19 protein-coding genes are annotated in these 18,270 nt (G+C 55.5%); 7 read left to right on the top strand and 12 right to left on the bottom strand.

Annotated features, from left to right (window positions below):
- The first annotated feature begins 36 nt into the window (after positions 1-36).
- Entirely contained in the window at positions 37-417 is a 381-nt protein-coding gene (locus tag ACZ5EH_RS11360; RefSeq protein ID WP_464273995.1) for a winged helix-turn-helix transcriptional regulator, read from the top strand.
- Positions 417-1,442 carry a phosphotransferase enzyme family protein gene (locus ACZ5EH_RS11355; RefSeq protein ID WP_464273994.1) on the top strand — a complete coding sequence of 342 codons (1,026 nt, stop codon included), beginning with the start codon at positions 417-419 and terminating at the stop codon, positions 1,440-1,442. The genes ACZ5EH_RS11360 and ACZ5EH_RS11355 overlap by 1 nt, the downstream gene beginning before the upstream one ends.
- A gap of 90 nt (positions 1,443-1,532) precedes the next feature.
- On the opposite strand, the gene ACZ5EH_RS11350 is transcribed toward ACZ5EH_RS11355, so the two are convergent.
- The 8 genes from ACZ5EH_RS11350 to ACZ5EH_RS11315 all read right to left on the bottom strand — a co-directional run bounded on the left by ACZ5EH_RS11350 (position 1,533) and on the right by ACZ5EH_RS11315 (position 10,159).
- Positions 1,533-2,681, bottom strand: a complete 1,149-nt coding sequence (locus ACZ5EH_RS11350; protein WP_464278242.1) for an iron-containing alcohol dehydrogenase — start codon at positions 2,679-2,681, stop codon at positions 1,533-1,535.
- Between the two features lie 121 nt (positions 2,682-2,802).
- Positions 2,803-4,119, bottom strand: coding sequence for an aminotransferase class III-fold pyridoxal phosphate-dependent enzyme (locus tag ACZ5EH_RS11345; RefSeq protein ID WP_464278241.1), 1,317 nt, complete (start codon positions 4,117-4,119; stop codon positions 2,803-2,805).
- Positions 4,120-4,162: 43 nt separating this feature from the next.
- Entirely contained in the window at positions 4,163-5,383 is a 1,221-nt protein-coding gene (locus ACZ5EH_RS11340) for a YgeY family selenium metabolism-linked hydrolase (protein ID WP_464278240.1), read from the bottom strand.
- Between the two features lie 19 nt (positions 5,384-5,402).
- Complete coding sequence (locus ACZ5EH_RS11335; RefSeq protein WP_464278239.1) at positions 5,403-6,464, bottom strand: branched-chain amino acid ABC transporter permease; 1,062 nt, start codon at positions 6,462-6,464, stop codon at positions 5,403-5,405.
- 1 nt (position 6,465) lies between these two features.
- Positions 6,466-7,329, bottom strand: coding sequence for a branched-chain amino acid ABC transporter permease (locus tag ACZ5EH_RS11330; RefSeq protein WP_464278238.1), 864 nt, complete (start codon positions 7,327-7,329; stop codon positions 6,466-6,468).
- Positions 7,330-7,392: 63 nt separating this feature from the next.
- A complete protein-coding gene (locus ACZ5EH_RS11325; protein WP_464278237.1) occupies positions 7,393-8,616 on the bottom strand; it encodes an ABC transporter substrate-binding protein in 1,224 nt (407 codons plus the stop codon).
- 98 nt (positions 8,617-8,714) lie between these two features.
- Positions 8,715-9,425: an ABC transporter ATP-binding protein gene (locus ACZ5EH_RS11320; protein WP_464278236.1), complete on the bottom strand. Its 711-nt coding sequence runs from the start codon at positions 9,423-9,425 to the stop codon at positions 8,715-8,717.
- Entirely contained in the window at positions 9,419-10,159 is a 741-nt protein-coding gene (locus ACZ5EH_RS11315; protein ID WP_464278235.1) for an ABC transporter ATP-binding protein, read from the bottom strand. The genes ACZ5EH_RS11320 and ACZ5EH_RS11315 overlap by 7 nt, the downstream gene beginning before the upstream one ends.
- Positions 10,160-10,458: 299 nt before the next feature.
- On the opposite strand from ACZ5EH_RS11315, the gene ACZ5EH_RS11310 reads away from it, so the two are divergent.
- Positions 10,459-11,025: a helix-turn-helix domain-containing protein gene (locus ACZ5EH_RS11310; RefSeq protein WP_464278234.1), complete on the top strand. Its 567-nt coding sequence runs from the start codon at positions 10,459-10,461 to the stop codon at positions 11,023-11,025.
- Positions 11,026-11,118: 93 nt separating this feature from the next.
- On the opposite strand, the gene ACZ5EH_RS11305 is transcribed toward ACZ5EH_RS11310, so the two are convergent.
- The 3 genes from ACZ5EH_RS11305 to ACZ5EH_RS11295 form a co-directional block, all read right to left on the bottom strand.
- Positions 11,119-11,358 (bottom strand): hypothetical protein, encoded by a 240-nt coding sequence (locus ACZ5EH_RS11305; protein ID WP_464278233.1) that lies wholly within the window; start codon positions 11,356-11,358, stop codon positions 11,119-11,121.
- Positions 11,351-11,599, bottom strand: coding sequence for a hypothetical protein (locus tag ACZ5EH_RS11300; protein WP_464278232.1), 249 nt, complete (start codon positions 11,597-11,599; stop codon positions 11,351-11,353). Before ACZ5EH_RS11300 ends, ACZ5EH_RS11305 begins: the two co-directional genes overlap by 8 nt.
- 291 nt (positions 11,600-11,890) lie before the next feature.
- Positions 11,891-12,412: a DUF6790 family protein gene (locus tag ACZ5EH_RS11295; RefSeq protein WP_464278231.1), complete on the bottom strand. Its 522-nt coding sequence runs from the start codon at positions 12,410-12,412 to the stop codon at positions 11,891-11,893.
- 453 nt (positions 12,413-12,865) lie between these two features.
- On the opposite strand from ACZ5EH_RS11295, the gene ACZ5EH_RS11290 reads away from it, so the two are divergent.
- Positions 12,866-13,867 carry an ABC transporter substrate-binding protein gene (locus ACZ5EH_RS11290; RefSeq protein ID WP_464278230.1) on the top strand — a complete coding sequence of 334 codons (1,002 nt, stop codon included), beginning with the start codon at positions 12,866-12,868 and terminating at the stop codon, positions 13,865-13,867.
- A complete protein-coding gene (locus ACZ5EH_RS11285; RefSeq protein ID WP_464278229.1) occupies positions 13,848-15,803 on the top strand; it encodes a SpoIIE family protein phosphatase in 1,956 nt (651 codons plus the stop codon). Before ACZ5EH_RS11290 ends, ACZ5EH_RS11285 begins: the two co-directional genes overlap by 20 nt.
- Before the next feature lie 37 nt (positions 15,804-15,840).
- On the opposite strand, the gene ACZ5EH_RS11280 is transcribed toward ACZ5EH_RS11285, so the two are convergent.
- Positions 15,841-16,155 carry a hypothetical protein gene (locus ACZ5EH_RS11280; protein ID WP_464278228.1) on the bottom strand — a complete coding sequence of 105 codons (315 nt, stop codon included), beginning with the start codon at positions 16,153-16,155 and terminating at the stop codon, positions 15,841-15,843.
- Between the two features lie 237 nt (positions 16,156-16,392).
- Between ACZ5EH_RS11280 and ACZ5EH_RS11275 the strand changes: the two genes are divergently transcribed.
- Both ACZ5EH_RS11275 and ACZ5EH_RS11270 read left to right on the top strand, forming a co-directional pair.
- Entirely contained in the window at positions 16,393-16,788 is a 396-nt protein-coding gene (locus ACZ5EH_RS11275; protein ID WP_464278227.1) for a hypothetical protein, read from the top strand.
- A 17-nt stretch (positions 16,789-16,805) separates the two neighbouring features.
- Positions 16,806-18,269, top strand: a complete 1,464-nt coding sequence (locus ACZ5EH_RS11270) for a TrkH family potassium uptake protein (protein ID WP_464278226.1) — start codon at positions 16,806-16,808, stop codon at positions 18,267-18,269.
- Position 18,270: the final 1 nt, after the last annotated feature.

The raw sequence follows: 18,270 nt of genomic DNA, 5'->3' as shown, positions 1-18,270 counted from the left end.
AAATGATACCACCCAGGTGATCCAGGAGGAACATCCATGTCTCATACCTGCAAAATGAAAACTTTGGGAGAGCGTACCTACTGCTGTTCCGTGGAACTGGCCCTGCAAGTCATAGGCGGCAAGTGGAAACCGGTCATCCTTTACCGGCTGAGCGCCGCAGAAACCATGCGTTTCAACGAATTGAAGCGCTCCATGCCCAACATCACCCAAAAAATGCTGACCCGCCAGCTTCGTGAACTCGAGAGTGATGGCCTGGTCCATCGGGAGGTATACGCCCAGGTCCCCCCCAAGGTGGAGTACTCCCTGACAACCTTTGGCAAAACCGTCATGCCCGTGCTTGAACAGCTCTGCCAATGGGGGCACTCATTTGAGAAACGCGCCGCGCAAGAGCAAAATCTCAAAGAGCAAGCCGCCTGATGTCGCACCCTTTGCTCTCCAAAACGTTCGAGGAAGACGCCTTTGAAACACTGCGGGCCTGTGGGCTGAAGCCACTGCGCCCCCGTTTTGATGTTCCCTTGCAAGGCAGCCCCCAGCGGTGTGCGGAAAGAATGGCCGTGCTCTGTTCTTCCACTGGTCCAGGCGGGGGGGCGCTATGGATTGTGGAACGACTGCGTCCCGGACAAAAAACTGGACGCCAGCGAATAGCCCAGACCCTGCATGCCTTGCATGAGCAAGGCTTTACGCAACTCCCCCCCTACCGTGTTTTCGCATTGGAAGGCCAGGCCAGCCATGTCCTGACCAGAAATGACCGGGCCTGGCAGGTTTCCCCTTTTCTGCACGGCTCGCCCCTGCCGCGGCCAGAATATCTGGAAAAGGGGGAAGCCGGTGAATCACTTGGCAACACCCTGGCCGCTTTGCAACAGACCGGCGCCTGCCTGCCAGGCGATCTGCTCGCCTCGCTGCCAGAGCTCAATTTTCAGGCATATTGCGCCACTCTCCTCTCCGAGATAGCCGCAAACCGCCCCCAGTTGGCGCGTATTATCTCTCCTCTGGCCGCGCACCTCGCACCCTTGTGGGAAAGCTGGACAGGCTTGCCCGTGGCCCTGGCCCATGGCGATTGCCATCCTTTGAATGTGATCTGGACCCGAAGCGCCCCAGGATTGAATGTTCTGGCGCTCATCGACTGGGAATTTTGCGGCATGCGCCCCCTGCTGCATGATCTGGCCAATTGCCTGGGGTGTGTGGGTGTGGAGCATCCGGACGGACTGACCGGTAACTTTGCAAAAGGACTGTTGCAAACGTATGCGAAAACGATTGCCGTGGATCCTTTGTCGCTACGCATGCTGCCAGATATGGTGCTGGCCCTGCGCTTTGGCTGGCTTGCAGAATGGCTGCGGGCACATGACGAAGAAATGATCGAGCTGGAAATCGATTATATGCGACTGCTGGTGCGCGATGGCCAGCATGTGTACGATCGCTGGACAGAATTTGCAGCACGCTAGTTTTACCGCGGGAGTTCACCTCCACACCATACAAAAGAGCTCCTGGCGCACGCACCAGGAGCTCTTAAGAAGCGATGTAGGATTCGCGTCCTAAAGAATTGCTGCGTACAAGGCGCGGATGTCTTCCTTGTTGGGAACGCGGGGGTTGAAGTTGCAGCTTCCGCTGGCGGCTGCGTCTTCAACGAGTTTGTCCAGATCGCCCTCGGTTATGCCGAAGTCAGACAACCTTCCCGGCAGACCTGTCTCCTGGAACATGGAATAGATGGCTTCCACGGCCAGCATGCCCGCATCGCGCAGGCTCAGGCCGTCGGTGTTCTCGCCCAGGGCCTCTGCCATGTTCGCAAACTTTTCGGGCGCTGCAGGCTGGTTGTATTCCATGACCACAGGCAGCAGTATGGCGTTGGCCTTGCCATGGGATACGCCGAAATGAGCGCCCAAAGGACGGGACATGGCGTGCACCAGCCCCACAGAGGCATTGCCAAAGGCAAAACCGGCTTCCATCTGCCCCAGCAGCATTTTCTCGCGCGCCTCAATGTTCTTGCCATTCAGGGTTGCCGGCACCAGGGCTTCGCCTATGAACTGAATGGCGGCAAGGGCGTGGATGTCGGTTACCGGTGTGGAAAGGGAGGAAAGATAGGCTTCCATGGCGTGGGTCAAGGCGTCCATGCCAGTGGCTGCCGTTACATCAGCGGGGGCGGAAACCGTCAGTTCGGCGTCCAGCACCGCCACTGTAGGAACAAGCACCGCCCCTTGCAAAAGCATCTTCACGGTGCGTTCCTTATCGGTAATCACGGTGAAGCGTGTGATTTCGCTGCCCGTGCCGGCAGTGGTGGGAATGGCGATGATGGCCGGTCCCTTGAGCTCCGGCTGCTTGAACTCGTAGTCCACAATACGCCCGGGGTTGGCAAGCATCATGGAAATGCCCTTGGCGGCGTCCATGGGACTGCCCCCTCCAAGCGCCACGATGACATCGCACCCCTTTTCCTTGGCCATTGCAACGCCGGCCTCCACACAGGCAACATCCGGATCGGAAGGCACCTGGTTAAACACCACGGCTTCCAGCCCTGCAGCGGTTATGGACGCCGTAACCTTGTCCAGAGCGCCGCTTTTTTTGGAGGAACTGCGCCCTGTTACGACAAGGGCGCTTTTGCCGAAACGTGCGGCTTCGGCACCAACCTGTTCAACACATCCGCGGCCGATGACCAGCCGGGAGGGAGATTGAAAATAGCTGTGACTCATTGATGCTCTCCGTTTTGCAGAATACCGCCATGCGGCGATGATGGAAACGCGCAGGCCCCGGCAAATCCCGCACAGGGACCTGCCGGAGCCATTTGTATTTTGTACTTATGCCGATACGGCCTCAGCCCATGATGACCTTTTCAGCCGCATCTATGCAAGACTCCACAATGGCCATGGCGTCGAGCAATTCTTCCTTGTTAATGATAATGGGCGGCGTGAGGAAAATGTAATTCCAACGCACGAAACAGGAAATACCTTTTTCATCGAAACGCTTTGAAATTTCCGCCATGGGACCGGGCGCGGCATTCCAAGGAGTCAACGGCTCGCGGCTTTCCTTGTCCTTGACCATCTCAATGACACCGAACAGCCCGATGGAGCGCACATCACCCACAAGGGGGTGCTTCTCCTTTATCGCAGCCAATTGCGCGGCAAAGTCCTCGCCAAGGGCGGCGGAATTTTCAATATGCCCTTCTTCTTCATAGGCATCGATGCAGGCCAGGGCCGCAGCACAGGAAACGGGGTGCCCCGAATAGGTCAGCCCACAGTAGAGCATCTTGTCATCGAAAAAGTCTGCAATCTTTTTGGTGACCGCCACAACGCCAAGGGGCACATAGCCGGAATTGACGCCCTTGGCCATGGTGATGATGTCGGGAACGATGTCGAAGTTTTGGAATCCAAACCACTTGCCGGTGCGGCCAAACCCGGTCATGACCTCGTCACAGATCATCAGGATGCCAAACTCGTCGCAAATTTCGCGAACACGCTCCATATAGCCAGGAGGAGGCGGAAAGATACCGTTGGTGCCCGTGATGGATTCCATGAACACCGCCGCCACGGTATCGGGATTTTCAAACAGGATGACCTCGCGCAAATGCTCGGCGCACTGCATGCCGCAACTCTCAGGCTTCTGCCCAAAGGTGCAGCGGTAGCAATAGGGGTCAAACACATGCACAACCCCTGGCATGGCCGGCTCCACAGGAGGGCGCCGCGGATCGCCGGTCAACGCGACAGCGCCATACGTTGCGCCATGGTAGGACCTGTAGCGCGAAATAATCTTGCTCTTTCCCGTATATGCACGGGCGATCTTGATGGCATTCTCGTTGGCATCCGCCCCACCCAGGGTGAAAAAACACTTGCCGTACGCATCCGGCAGCAGCCCGACGATACGCTTGGCCAGCTCGCCGCGCTTTGCTTCTGCAAATTGCGGCGCCACATAGGCCAGGGTGTCTGCCTGGTCCTTGATGGCCTGCACAACCTTGGGGTGCTGGTGTCCAATGTTCAGGTTCACCAACTGCGAGCCCATATCATAATAGCGTTTGCCGGTTTCGTCCCAGAAAAAGACGCCCTCCGCCTTGGTAACTACCTTGGGCGCCAGCTTGCCCTGCACGGACCATGAGTGCAGCACATACGCTCGATCGTTGTCATATGCCTCGGACATGACGTTCTCCTTCGATATCAAAAACTATAATTATTATATGTTCTTAAGACGAGAAGTTATAGGCAATCGCAGCATTTCCCGCTGTGGCCTTGATCATCATTTCGATGTTGCACCGGTCCACAGGGGTGTGGGCGTAGTGCTCTTCCATGGGGGAGTAGCCGATGGTGGGAATGTTCTTGATACCGGTCACGTAGCTGGCATCGGTACCAAAGTCCCATCGTCCCAGGGTGGGGGTCTGCCCTATCTTCTCCAGTGCCTGGATGCAGCACTTCATTTCCGGAGAGTCCGCCTCGATGGCCCAGGCAGGGAGGTATTTCTCGCACTCTTCGCTGATTCCCTTGTAGGAAGTCTCCACGGCGGTGCGTACGCGGGCATCGGCCTTGAAGTCTGCGTCATTGGCGCCGAGTTCTTTGATGATGCCTCTGATTTCCTCCAACGCGCCGTCACAGGTCTCGCCACGCACCATCCTGCGGTCCAGGGAAACCACGCACTTGTCCGGGGTGATGGAAAGTTCGCCCGGCGAGCAGGAAATTCGCGTCAGTGTGCAGGAAGCCTGCCCCAGGAATGGGTCATCCGGCAGTTTATCTGCGACTTCCTGAACCTTTTCCAGCAGGGGCAGCATCTTGTATACGGCATTGACGCCGCGCCAGGGCGCACTGCCATGGCTTGTGCGGCCATAGGTGGTCACTTCCAGTTCGGCGCGCCCCCTGTGCCCGTGGTAGAGGTTCAGGCTTGTGGCTTCTGAGCTGACCATGAGGTCGAAGGTAATGCCGCGCTTGGGAAAGGTAACATCCAGCAGGTGACGCATGCCGAACATTTCGGCCGGTTCTTCCTGCACCACTCCCGTAAAGATATAGTCGCCCTTGAGCTTTGCGCCGCTGCGCTTGAGGATGTGGCCAGCGTATATCTGCGTGGCGAGGCCGCACTTCACGTCCGAGGCTGCGCGCCCATGAATGAAACCGTTAGCCACCACGCCACCGTATGGGGGGTGCTCCCACAGGGTTTCTTCGCCGGGATCGACGTGGTCCAGGTGGGAATTGAACATGACCGACGGACCATCCCCTTCTCCCTTGATGATGCCCACAACATTGCCGATATCGTCGATGAAGACTTCGTCGTAATCAAGGTCCTGCATGGTTTTGGCGAGAAAGGTCGCTATTTCGCCCTCATTGCCGCTCATGCTGGGTATTTGAATCAACCTGCTTGCCAGGTCGATGACGTCCTCTCGCAGGTCCTCAGCGAGAGCGCTGAATTTAGAAAACATGTCTTTTCCTTTATTGAGTTTAGTCGTTTGAACGATTCGTGGCGGGGCAAGTTTGCAAGGGGTGCGCCTGCTCCGTCTCCTGCTCCTTGTGCTGCCGGTTTTGCAGGCGGTTCTTGACGGACTGCGCAATCCCCCAGATACCGCCGCGCGCAAACAGCACAAAAAGGACGAATACAATCCCCTGGATGATCAACCAGCGATCCCACAGACTGCTGGCCACTTCCGACGCAACCATGATCATGAAAGCGCCGATGAACGGCCCCACCAGGGTTCCCATGCCGCCGATCAGCACCATCATAACGATGTTGCCGGACGTCTCGAAATGCACGTTGTGAATGTGGGCAAAGTTGATGTGCATGCAGTACAGGCTGCCGGCCAGCCCCATGAACATGCCGCCGATGACGAAGACCGCAACCTTGTAAAGCCGCACATTGTAGCCAATCGCCTGCGCCCTGACTTCATTTTCCCTAATGCCCTTGAGCACGGCGCCAAAGGGCGACAGGGTTATTTGCCGGATAATCATGAAGCAGAGCAGAAAGACGATGGAAGCGAACACATAGAAGGAGAGTGAGGACTGGATGTCGATGCTGAACAAGCCGAAATCCAGATTCGGGCGCGGCACGCCGGTAAGACCATCGTCCCCTCCCGTCACGCTGCTCCATTGGTATGCGATGAAATAGATCAATTCGTTGAAGGCAAGCGTAAGCAATACGGAGTAGCTGCCTGAACGCGATGAAGCCAGCCAGCCGAAAAGCAGCGCAAGGGTGCCTGCCGCAGCCACGCCGCATGCCACGGCAATGAAAATATTCTGGGAAAGGTGGATCAAGGTAAGGGATGTGACGTAAACGCCTGTACCAAAGAACGAGGCCTGACAAAACATCATGACCCCCGTAAATCCCAGGCAGAGATCAAAGGCCACCGCAGCCAGGGCAAAGAGGACTATCTCCGTGCCCAGGGCGTAATACGGCAGAATGAGAGGCAATACGACCAGTGCTGCGGCAACGCCGATGGATATGGCGTGGTCGGAAAAAAGCGATGTCTGCGGGCCTGCCGGTTTGCGTGCGGCAATTGTAGTATTCATGTCAGTCCCTTATTCCCATGAGTCCACGCGGCCGGATGAGCAGGATGGCCGCCATGACGATAAAAACGATGATGACCGAAGCGCTGGGCATGACGAGTGTGATCAGGCTTTGGGAAAGCCCCACGATAAGCCCGCCGATAATGGCGCCAATGAAGCTGCCCATGCCGCCAATGACCACAACGGCAAAGCAGATTCCCAAAATAAGATCGCCCATGAAGGGTTCCACCCCCCGCATTGGCGCGGCCAGTACGCCCCCGAGTCCGGCAACGGCCTGGGCCAGCCCGAAGATCAGGGTAAAGACCAGGGAAACATTGATCCCCAGGCAACTGACCATATCGGCGTTCTCCGTACCGGCGCGCACAATGGAGCCGTAGCGGGTCTTCTCGATGAACAGCCACATTGCTGCAGCCAGCACTATCACCAGGAAAAATATGAAAACGCGGTAGACCGGGAAGAACAAGGAGCCGATCTTGATCACCCCAACAAGTGCTTCGGGCATGGAAAAGCTCTTACCCACAGGGCCATAGATGAGGATAAGCACTTCCCTGCCAATGAGGGCCAGGCCGAAGGTCATAAGTATCTGGTACAGGATATTCTGCCCGTAGAGGCGTCTGAGCAGGGTCCGCTCCAGCACCATGCCCACCACGGCGCAGGCAAGCGGCACCACCAGCAGCGCGCTCCAGAAATCACCCGTGACCTGGACATACGTGTAGGCGAAATACGCCCCAAGGGCATAAAACAGACCGTGGGAGAAGTTGATGATGTCCATCATCCCCCAAACAATGGTCAGCCCCATGGCAAGCATGACGTAGATCATGCCCAGCACCAGGCCGTTGAACACTTGCAGCACAATGAGGTTGGTCATTGGAAACTCCATAAAAAAGGGGCGCCCGCGCCGTATGCCGGCAAAACCGGACGCCCCAAGCGATTACGCCATGTTGCAGCCGTTCTCACCACAGGGCTGGAAGTTTACGGAACTGCCGATGATATCGCCGAAGTCCTCGGGATTCGCCATTTCAGAAGGCGCCTTGCAGCGCACGGAGTAGTACGGCTTGATGCACTGGTGGTCACAAGCGCGGTAGTATTCCTCACCGGTAAGACCGGCGTACTTGTAGTCCTCCAGCGCTGCGATAACAGCGGCAGGATCGTCGGTGCCCGCCTTGTCGATGGCTTCCAGCAAGGCCAGAGTGGAGGCATACGTCTGAGCCGATACATAGGGGGGCACTTCGTCGTATTTCTTTTTGAAGGTCTCCACAAAGTGCGCATTGGTCGGGGAATCGATCTTGTAAAAGTACTGCAGCCCCCAGATGACGCCCTCCAGGATCTCAGGGCCGATGGCCTTCATCTGCGTGATGCCGGAACCCCACGCGCAGGCAATCTTGGAAACCTGCTTGAGACCGAAGTTGTGCGCCTGCTTCAGGGCGTTGACGGTATCGCCGCCAAAGTTGAGAAACAGCACGCAGTCTGCGCCGGCCGACATGGCCTTTGTGATGTGCGAACTGAAGTCGGATTCACCCAGACTGTGGAAGGAATTGCCTTTGAGCTCCAGACCTTTGGCTTTGAGCACTTCCTCGGTGTTGCGCAGCAGGTCCTCGCCAAAAACGTACTTGGGCGTAATGGTATAAAAGGTTTTGGCCTTGTATTCGTCAATGATGCGGGGAACGACTTCGCGGATGGCGCCCCATGTGGGAACCTGCCAGCGAAATGTGGACTTGTTGCACTCCGAGCCCGTGATCTTGTCACTGCCGCCATGGCCAAGGAGCAACACGCCTTTTTTGCGGGTGTATTCAGAAACCGCAAGAATGGTGGAACTGCTGGGGGCGATGGTGACAAAATTGCACCCCAGGCGCTCTACCGCTTCCTGCGCCTTCCGCACGCCTTCCGCGGGGTTTGGGGTATCGCGCTCGATCAGTTCGATGGGGCGCCCCAGAACCTTGCCGCCATAATTCTCGATGGCCAACTGCATGCCGCGGGAGGTGTACATGCCAGAAGATGCATAGGCGCCTGACATTGTACAGCCAAGAAACAGCGTGACGGGCTTGTCAGAAGCCACAACGTTCTTGGGAAGCACCATGCCCCCCGTGGCAAGACATGCGGCTGCGGCCGCCGTGGTGCGGGAGATGAATTGCCTGCGGTTCATTTTATTCGACATTGTCCAGTTCCTCCTTAAATGACTGTGGTAGAATATGGGCTGCTATTTAAATACCGTGTCGTTTCTGGCGGCGCTTGACCGCCGTGGTGCCGACACCATCAGACGCCGAGATAGCGTTCCTTGAGTTCCGGGCGCGTCTTGAATTCCTCGCAACTGCCCTTGAAGACGGAAACGCCCTGCTGCAGGATGCAGTAATGATCCGTAACCACCATGGTTGCATTGACGTTCTGTTCAACCAATATGATGGTGACGCCTTCGTTCTTGATGAGTTGAATGGTTTCCAGAAGCATGGAAACGATAAGCGGCGCCAGGCCTTCCGTGGGCTCGTCCAAAAGCAGCAACAAGGGGTCGGTCATCAGCGCCCTCGCAATGGCCAGCATCTGCTGTTCACCACCGCTCAGTTCATTCCCCATGTTTTTACGGCGCTCTCCCAGGCGCGGAAACAACTCATAAATACGCTCCAGGGGCCAGGCGGAATCCTTTTTACCCGCGATGAGCAGATTCTCCTCCACGGAAAGTGCCGAGAAAATCTGCCGCTCTTCCGGCACGTAACCAATGCCGAGACGCGCCACTTGATAGGGCTTGAAGCCTGAAGACTCCACACCATTGAAGACAATGCGCCCCGGCTGGGGGCACACCAGCCCCATTATGGTGCGCAGGGTGGTCGTCTTGCCGGCGCCGTTTCGCCCCAGAAAGGTGAAGCACTCGCCCTTTTGTACGGAAAATGACAAGCCCTGAACGATGTGGCTCTTGCCGTAGTAGGAGTGGATCGCATCTACTTTGAGGATCGGAGATTGCTTTTCTACCATGTGGATTCTCCGAGATATGCCTTTTTCACTGTGTCGTTCTGCTGAATTTCTTCAGGGGAGCCCTCTGCTATGAGCTCTCCCATGTGCAGCACGCTGATGGTGTCTGAAATGGACATGACCACATTCATGTGGTGCTCGATGAGCACGATGGTGTAGGTCTCGGCCAGGCGATCGATGAGCTCGATCATACGCACGGTATCGTCCGGGCTCATGCCGCTTGTGGGTTCATCGAGCAACAGCAGATCAGGCTTGGTGGCGATGGCGATGGCCACGTCCAGCGAGCGCTGACTGCCATAGGAGATTGTGCCAGCAAGTTCATTCCGCAGCGAAATGATGCCCAGAAATTCCAGGATGCTGTCGGCGCGTTCGATAACGTCCCCGTAAGCAGAGGCGCGGCGGAACAGGGAGTGGCTTGTTCCTTGTTTAGCCTGGCACGCCAATTGGACGTTTTCCGCTACTGTCAGCTCAGGAAAAATGCTGGTAACCTGGAAGGAGCGCCCTATGCCGAGACGGCATCGTTCATGCACGCTGCGCCGGGAAACGTCCTCTCCATTGAAAACCACGCTGCCCGATGTAGGGGGAAACACCCCCGCCAGGAGGTTGAAAAGCGTGGTCTTGCCAGCACCGTTTGGCCCTATTATGGAGTGGATGGTTCCTTTGCGTACGTGCAGCGTCACGTTCTGTGTCGCTGTCAGGGCTCCAAATGATTTGTAAAGATTATGCGTCGTTAACACTCTGCACTCCAGTGACTGGATTTATTTTCAAGTCGTTTGAATTTCTTTCATTGCCATGGATATGCCATAATCCTGAAACGTCACAATTCTAAGCGATTAGGCCATACATGGCGCAGAAAATTTTCCCTAATTTTAACAAGATCGTCAAATTTTATGAATATATTTTGCATTTTTGTAAATTACTTATAAAACGCAGCAAATTTTCCCCTTTTTTGTCAGTGCCTGCCCGTTGCACGCAACACGCTTGTTTTTGTCGAGATTTGCGACTATTAAACCAGGATGAATAGGAGGGCACTCACTTGAACACAGGTACATCGACATTGGGGGTAAGCATACGCCACCGCCGTATGCTGAAGGGAATGCGACTTGCCGACTTGGCTCAAGCTGTGGGCTGCTCAGAAAGCATGCTTTCCAAAATCGAAAACGGGAAAGCAAACCCTTCTTTAAAGGCGCTGCATCGCATCGCTCGGGCATTAGATTTGAATGCAGGCGCCCTGTTCAATCAGGTGGAAAAGGAAGGCTTCATCAGCAGAGCCGGCGAGCGCCCTTTGCAGGAGTTCTCAAATGTTCGCAGCGGCCCGCACATCGCACTGGAAGCGCTTTCGCCGATTACACCAGACAGGTTGCTGCAGGCCAACATTCACATAATACAACCAGGCGGCCACACTGAAGGCGAATACGCCCATGAAGGCGAGGACCTAGGCTACGTGCTGGAAGGTGAGTTGGAACTCACACTGGACGGGGAAAAATACCTGCTCAAGCCCGGAGATTCGTTTCTGTTCCGCTCCGAGCTCAGCCACGGCTACAGCAACCCTGGCAAGACAGTCACCAAGGTCATTTGGATCAACACGCCACCCAGTTTTTGATCTCCATTTTTACAAAATTATATATACCAATAAAAATCAGGATACTGCGCCTGCTCTCTCCAGAGAAAAGAAACGCACAGCATCCTGCAACACTCAGACATCGCCCCCTGTAGAACGCACCAGCACGCCTTCCTCCACCATTTTATTTACGTTTTCACGCAGCCGGGCAAAACTGCGTATGAAGTCCGGCAAGGACATGACAAGGCGCTTGCGGAACACGGACTGCAGCTCGTCTTCATTCTGGCCCTGCATTAACGTCACAAAATCCAAGCGCACCACGCCATCATGCAGTGTGATGGACATAAGGCCGTCTGAGAATATCTGCTCAGCCATTTTCGCCCTCCTGCGCGTTGCTATTGGCGTTCTGCTGCTCGATTTTGTTATAGATATTTTCCATTTCCACATACATCTTCAAAAAAGCCTGAGCAGGCATCACCAATTCAGCAGCTGTCTCCACCAGATCAGGGGGCGCGCCGCATGCACCCTTTTTTTTGGCCATCAGTTCCATATACGCCAGCCCTTCTTCGAGCTCCACACTCTTGAAACCCGCCGTCAACAATTCGGGTTGTGACATTTATTTTCTCCTGTTTCTCACAGATGGCGCCGCTATAACCCGCCGCAGCCCAGTTACGGGGCAAGCCATCCCTTTTTTCCGGACGATGTACATCGTGCGTGCGGTCTGTCTCAAACCATCGCAACACCAAAGTTGGCGGCTCACCGCACCATGCAGGGGTAGCCTTACCACGCAACCAGACGGGGACAAAATAGAATCACCCCTGAAAGTATCTGTAACTGATCCCGGGCAAGCACCCCTTACAGTGGACGCTACGCAAGGAGGCAGGCCGTCGGAGATGTTTTACGCCCACTACTCGCCTTTTGGGGGAAAAATCCTGCCATAGCGCCATTTGAGCATGACAAATCCGATGAGCGGCACCGCAATATCGGTCCAGAACACACTCCCGGCATTTCCCGGTGCAAAGTTTCCTGCAGTGATCATTTGATAGGCGTGTCCGCAGGCAGCGCCCCAAAGGAACATGGCCGGAGCCACGATGGCCGCAAACCGTATCCCATGCCCCCCGCGAAAGGCGAACAGGCCAACCACGCTGAATCCGAGACTGGCGTACCCCACTTCTGCTTGGAACGGGCTGTTTGCCCAGCCGATGAACCGCGCCAGCGTTTCGCCATAAAATACATGGCCGACAAAATTATAGAACAAATACACGCCGATGACGATGAAACAGTACCACCCCAGGAAACGCTCTGCCACAGCATGCGATTCCCTTGATTTCGGCAGCCTTGCCACCGCGATGCCGGCAACCAGCAGCCAGATAAGGCAGCAGACAACGGGGACGTTGGAAAGCACCAACCCAATCAATTCACCGATCATTTTTCCTCCATGCTGTAAGCGCAACACTTCATGACCATTGCCTCAATCTTATACAAAACTGTCAAATACCAGAGCACCGTGGCAACAATCCACGATGACCGCATGGAAAGTGTGGTTGCTGTAGCCCACACCCACCGGCGCAACTGCCCCCTGGGGAAGCATCATGTTTTTGTTTACGATCCAATACAGGTAATGAGAAAATATGCTCATTTGATGACGGGCCAACTGCCCAAGAGCAAGCGATTTAGAACAAAATTCATCAACAATGTCCAGATAACGAACAAGTGAAGATAGTCCTATATTTCCTTACTGAAGATACATTCCCCCTTGAGCCCACTGCAGCATCCTGTTCAAGTCGCCTGAACACCCCTTTCTCTGCATCAAAGACGGCGTCTTACCTTTCTAATTCAATTGGCTCTTTTCAAGTGGCAGGATTCGTTGTAGTTGAACTCCATGGATTCTTCTCGCCTATGCCCGCATCATGTGGCGGCCGTTGTTTTGCGGCTGTGCGCGTTTTTAGTCCTGCTCGCAACAGCTTCGACGGGGCACGCCTTTGAGTTGAAGGAAGCCACCCTGATGACCCAATGGTCGCCCCAGGCGCAGTTCGCCGGCATCTATGCGGCATCGGACCTGGGGTTTTACGCCAATCACGGCGTTGATTTACGTGTTGTGCACGGCGGCCCCAACGCTTCTTCCTCCCAGAAACTTTCCACGGGAGAAGTGGATTTTGCCACCCTGTTCCTGACAACGGCGGTGAAACTGGCGTCACAGGGCGATAACGTGGTGAACCTGGCGCAACTGGTGCAACGCTCATCGCTCTTGCTTGTGGCCAAAAAATCCCGAGGCGTTCTTGCTCCCAAAGATCTGATGGGGCGCGCCATATCTTCCTGGGGGCCGGAGTTTTTCCTCCAGATCGACGAATTTCTTGGCAAACACGGGCTGCATGTGGAGGTATTTCCCCAAAGCGGCACCGTGAACCTGTTCCTCCGCGATGGAGTCTATGCGGCCTCCGCCATGCTCTACAACGAATACCACACCATTCTGAATAGTGGATTGGACGCTGACGAACTGGCGGTCTTCCATATGGCCGATTTTGGGCACAACTATCCTGAAGACGGCGTCTATTGCCTCAAATCCACCTGGGAGCGCGACCCTGAGATGGCCTGCGCCGTTGCGCAAGCCACACTCGAAGGCTGGCGCTGGGTTTTTGACAATCCCGATGCTGCCTTGAAAATGGTCATGCGCAGGGTCAACGCAGCGAACCTGCCCACCAATCTGGAGCATCAGCGCTGGATGCTTACGCACATAAAAGAGGTCATTTTACCCAAAGAAGGTGAAACCTTTGGGAGTCTGGACCGCAAAGCCTACGACGGAGTGGCGCGTTCAATGCAAGCTGCCAAGCTGATCAGCGCATACCCTGCTTACGAGGAATTCCATGCCCAGTGCCGGAAATAGTCCGAGAAAAGTCGGCCTGGCCTTCAAGCTCGCCCTTTTCATCCTCACAGGAACCGTCTGCATTTTCGCTGCAGGCTTTACCTACAACTATTACTCTTCCAAAGAAATCCTGCTGAAGAATGCGGTGCAGCAGGCCAACTACCTGACCCACTCTGCGGTGAACCGTATCGAATCCGTATTGCAGGAAGCCGGGCAGGTACCGGATTTCCTGGGCAAGGCATTTGAGAGCGCGCCTCCCGGTAAAGAGCGCCTGGAGCAATACTTGAAGGCTTTCGTCGCTTCCACACCGGTTATTTATGGCACCACTGCAGCCTTTGAGCCCTATGTATTCGACGCCCGTTTGAAGCGATACGCCCCATATGCTTTCCGCAAGGATGATGGCAGCATAGAGCTGCTGCAACTGGGGTGCGAACAATACGACTATTTTACCCAGGACTGGTACCTGGTGCCCAAAGTGCTGGACAAACCCATGTGGAGCGAGCCTTTTTATGACGAAGGCGGCGGCAACGTGGTCATGTCCACCTATAGCGTTCCCTTCAAGCGTGAACTCGCCGGCGCAAAGATATTTGGCGGCGTGGTCACAGCAGACATTTCTCTGGACTGGCTGCAGGAATTCGTTTCTGAAATCCATATTTTCGAGACTGGCAGCGCCTTTCTGCTCAGCCAGAACGGCGTCTTTGTCTCTGCTCCCAAGCGAGAGCGCATCATGCGTGACAGTATCTTCAGCATTGCCGAAAGGCTGAAAGACCCTGCAATTCGCGAGGTTGGCAAACGCATGATTGCCGGGGAATCCGGGTTTGTTGCAGTGCCTGCAACCCTCTTTGGCATGCCTTGCCGCTTGTATTACGCCCCCATGCCGTCCACAGGGTGGAGCCTGGGGGTCATCATCCCGGAAGACGAACTCTTCGCCGATCTGCACGAGCTGAGCCACAAGGTCATTTTCATCTGTACAGCCGGCGTACTGCTGCTTCTGGCCGTCATCGTGACCATTTCCACATCCATCACGCGCCCCATCAAGTTGCTGGCCTCCAAGACCAGTGAAATTGCCAGGGGGAATCTGGATGTGGATCTGCCAGCCAACAGGTCCAACGACGAGGTGGGCGACCTGACGCGCTCCTTCGACAACATGCGCGTGGCCCTCAAGGAGTATATCTCCAACCTTACCGAGACCACCAAGGCCAAGGAGCGTATGGAATCGGAGCTGAAGATCGCCAAAAGCATCCAGATGAACTTCCTGCCCAAGCAGTTCCCGCCCTTCCCGCATATCGAGTCCTTCACGCTCCATGCGGCGCTGGAACCGGCTTTGGAAGTAGGGGGCGATCTCTACGACTTTTTCCTGCTGGATGATAAGCACCTCCTCTTTTCAGTGGGAGATGTCTCGGGCAAGGGCGTGCCCGCCGCCCTGTTCATGGCAGTGACCAAGACCCTGGTCAAAGGCATTGCAGAAGATCACATGCCGCCCTCGGAAATACTGCGGCTGGTTAACCTGGAGCTTTGTCGCGACAACGAGGCAATGCTCTTCGTGACCATGTTCTGCGGCATTCTCAATGTGGAAACAGGTGAGATGGCTTTTTCCAACGCGGGACACAATCCTCCCCTGCTCATTCCAAAAGAGGGCGACATTTCCTGGTTGGAACTGCCCCCGGGCTTTTTCCTGGGCATCATGGACGAAGGCGTATACGAGACCCGCACCCTGACCATGCAGCCGGGTGACAAGATTCTGGTATTCACCGACGGTGTTACAGAAGCCATGGACGTAAACAACCAGCTTTACTCAGACGAGCGATTGAAGCAGGAAGCCGAACGCTTACGCGCCCTCGCCCCTGAGGCCATGGACGCGGCCATCATGACCTCCGTGCATGAATACGCGGGGAAGGCCCCTCAGGCGGACGACATTACTGTCCTTACCCTGGAGTACAAAGGAGGCAAGGCGTAGGGGAATTTATGCGGCGTTCGCCCCGGCGAACCGCTTCTCACATGTCTGAATCCACCACCCGGAATTGCTTCCGCAATGTGTGAACAGTGTCTTTAGAGGATGCGTAAGACACGTTGCGCAACTGCATGTCATACATTTCTATGAAATCGAGCAGCGTCTTGAATTCCCGCTCCAGCAAAAGTCCTGTGGACGCCTCATAATAACGGCACCGCACAGGCGTGGAGAGCTGGTCGATGGTGTTCCCTTTTACCGGCAACACCAGGATGTGGGGCAAGACCTCCACGGGATAGATTTTCTGGAAACCATGCTCGCCCCTTGCGGTCACATAGTCACTGAAACCGGATTTGTGCATAAAAGCCACCACTTCCATACTTCATCCCGCTCTTTCAGCCATTTATATCCTCCCTTTGGAGCAGACCTCAAACTTGTGCGGCCATTCTGACGGGCTGTGCGTATTATCCGACGCAAAATAGTGACGCCCCCTTTCGGGTATGGCGATTTACTACCATTTCAGGCTTGTAACTACTCTCCCATGCCTGTATGTTCCCTATTATCCCACTCCTACCTTCATTAACTCCGGAGGACCTGTATGACAAAACGCGTTACCCGCTTTTCTTTGACAACCGCGCTTCTTGCCGTCATGGCCCTTTTCACCGTAAGCGCATCCGCCCATGCTGCAGACGCGGTTTATATTATGGAAGGCAGATACGTAGGCAGTGAATCCGGGGACTACAGCTATCTTATCCTGGAATCCAACGGGCAGGAAGTCAGCTTTTTCTGCACCCCTATGATTACGGAATATTTGGATGCGCGCCCCCCTGCCATGCCCGTAACCATTACCTATGAAAAAGACCGCCAGTTTCTTGAAGGCACCAATGAAGAGGTCGACATGCTCATCGTCACCTCGGTTTTCATCCCTGACCAGTACGCCCCTCAATATGGCATTTCCATCATGGGGAGTGAAAAGCCCAAAGCAACCCCCTGACAGGGAGTCTCTTTTCCATGCCTGATACAGCAGGCCCTCTTTGCTACGCCGTACGTCCTAAGGTGTTGCGGTCGCTCCTTGGCCAATTCTGTTTTCTGCTGGCCATACTTGCGCTGCCGGTCGTTCTTGTGGCGGCGCTTAGTGGCGAATGGACCCCTTTTTTCGTGAATCTTTCAAGCGCCGCCACCCTTGGTCTGGCTGGCGTGATCTTCGGCAGGGGCCCATCCCCAAAGGACCTGCTACGCAACGAGGCCGTCACACTTGTTTGCCTGGTGTTCCTTCTGGGATCGCTGGCCATGGCCGTACCGCTTCTTTTTGACGGTATCAGCTTTCCAGACGCACTTTTTGAATCAATATCCGCCCTGACCACCACGGGGCTCAGCACACTGGCCACTGTGGAGGACAAATCAACCACGTTTCTCTTCTCCAGGGCCTGGCGGCAATGGTACGGAGGGCTTGGCATCGTGGTCTTTTCCCTGGCGCTGCTGCATCAATCCGGCGCTACGGCAAAGGGCCTTACGGTTCTGGAAAGCGAAGAAGACGACCTCGTCGGCGGGGTCAAGACGCACATGCGCGACCTATTGCGCATCTATGTCGTCCTCACCCTTGCCGCCATTTTGTTGATATGGCTTACCATTCCTGACTTCTTCACCGCTCTTGCCCATGCCTTGGCCGCAGTCTCCACCGGCGGTTTTTCCACCATGGACAACAGTCTTGCAGGGGGCGGTCCCTCCTTCGCCATTGCCGTTACCGTGGCAAGTGTGGCGGGCGCCTTTCCGCTGGTTTTTTTCTGGCGCAGCTACAAGCGCCAACGTCGCCATATCTTTTTATGGATTCAAGTAATCGGCGTTGTCATCCTTGGCTTGCTGGTCAGCTCCGGGCTGGCCCTCAGCCTCCACTTTCAAAGTGGAGCGGCGCCCCTTTCCTGGGGGGAGTCCATCTTTCAGGGAGCCATGATGGGCTTCTCCGCCCAATCAACTACCGGGTTCTCCACCATGCCCGTGGCCGATATGCCTGATGCCAGCAAGCTCATGCTCATTCTCGCCATGTTTGTCGGGGGCGGTGCAGGTTCTACTGCCGGCGGCGTCAAAGCTCTCAGATTCTTCATAGCCATCGCCATGCTGCATAGCATTGTCCGGCGCGCCTGCCTCACGCGTCACGCTTTTTATAAAACCAAACTGGCCGGCGTCACATTGGACAAAAATACCTTTGAAGACGCTTTGAGCCTGATATTTGTATATGTTCTGGTGCTGGCCCTATCCTGGCTGACATTTCTGGCCTACGGCTACCCCGCCCTGGACTCGCTGTTCGAAGTCACATCCGCCCTGGGCACAGCGGGAATTTCAAGCGGCCTGTGCGGCCCGGACCTGCCAATGACGCTCAAGGGCGTTCTCGCCGCCAACATGCTGCTCGGACGATTGGAAGTGATGGCCTGGCTCATATTGCTAAGCCCCTGGAATTGGACACCAAGGAGAAAATAAG

Source organism: Desulfovibrio biadhensis, assembly GCF_055388615.1.
The sequence above is the reverse complement of the archived record's forward strand: the minus strand, read 5'-3'. Positions and strand labels throughout refer to the sequence as shown.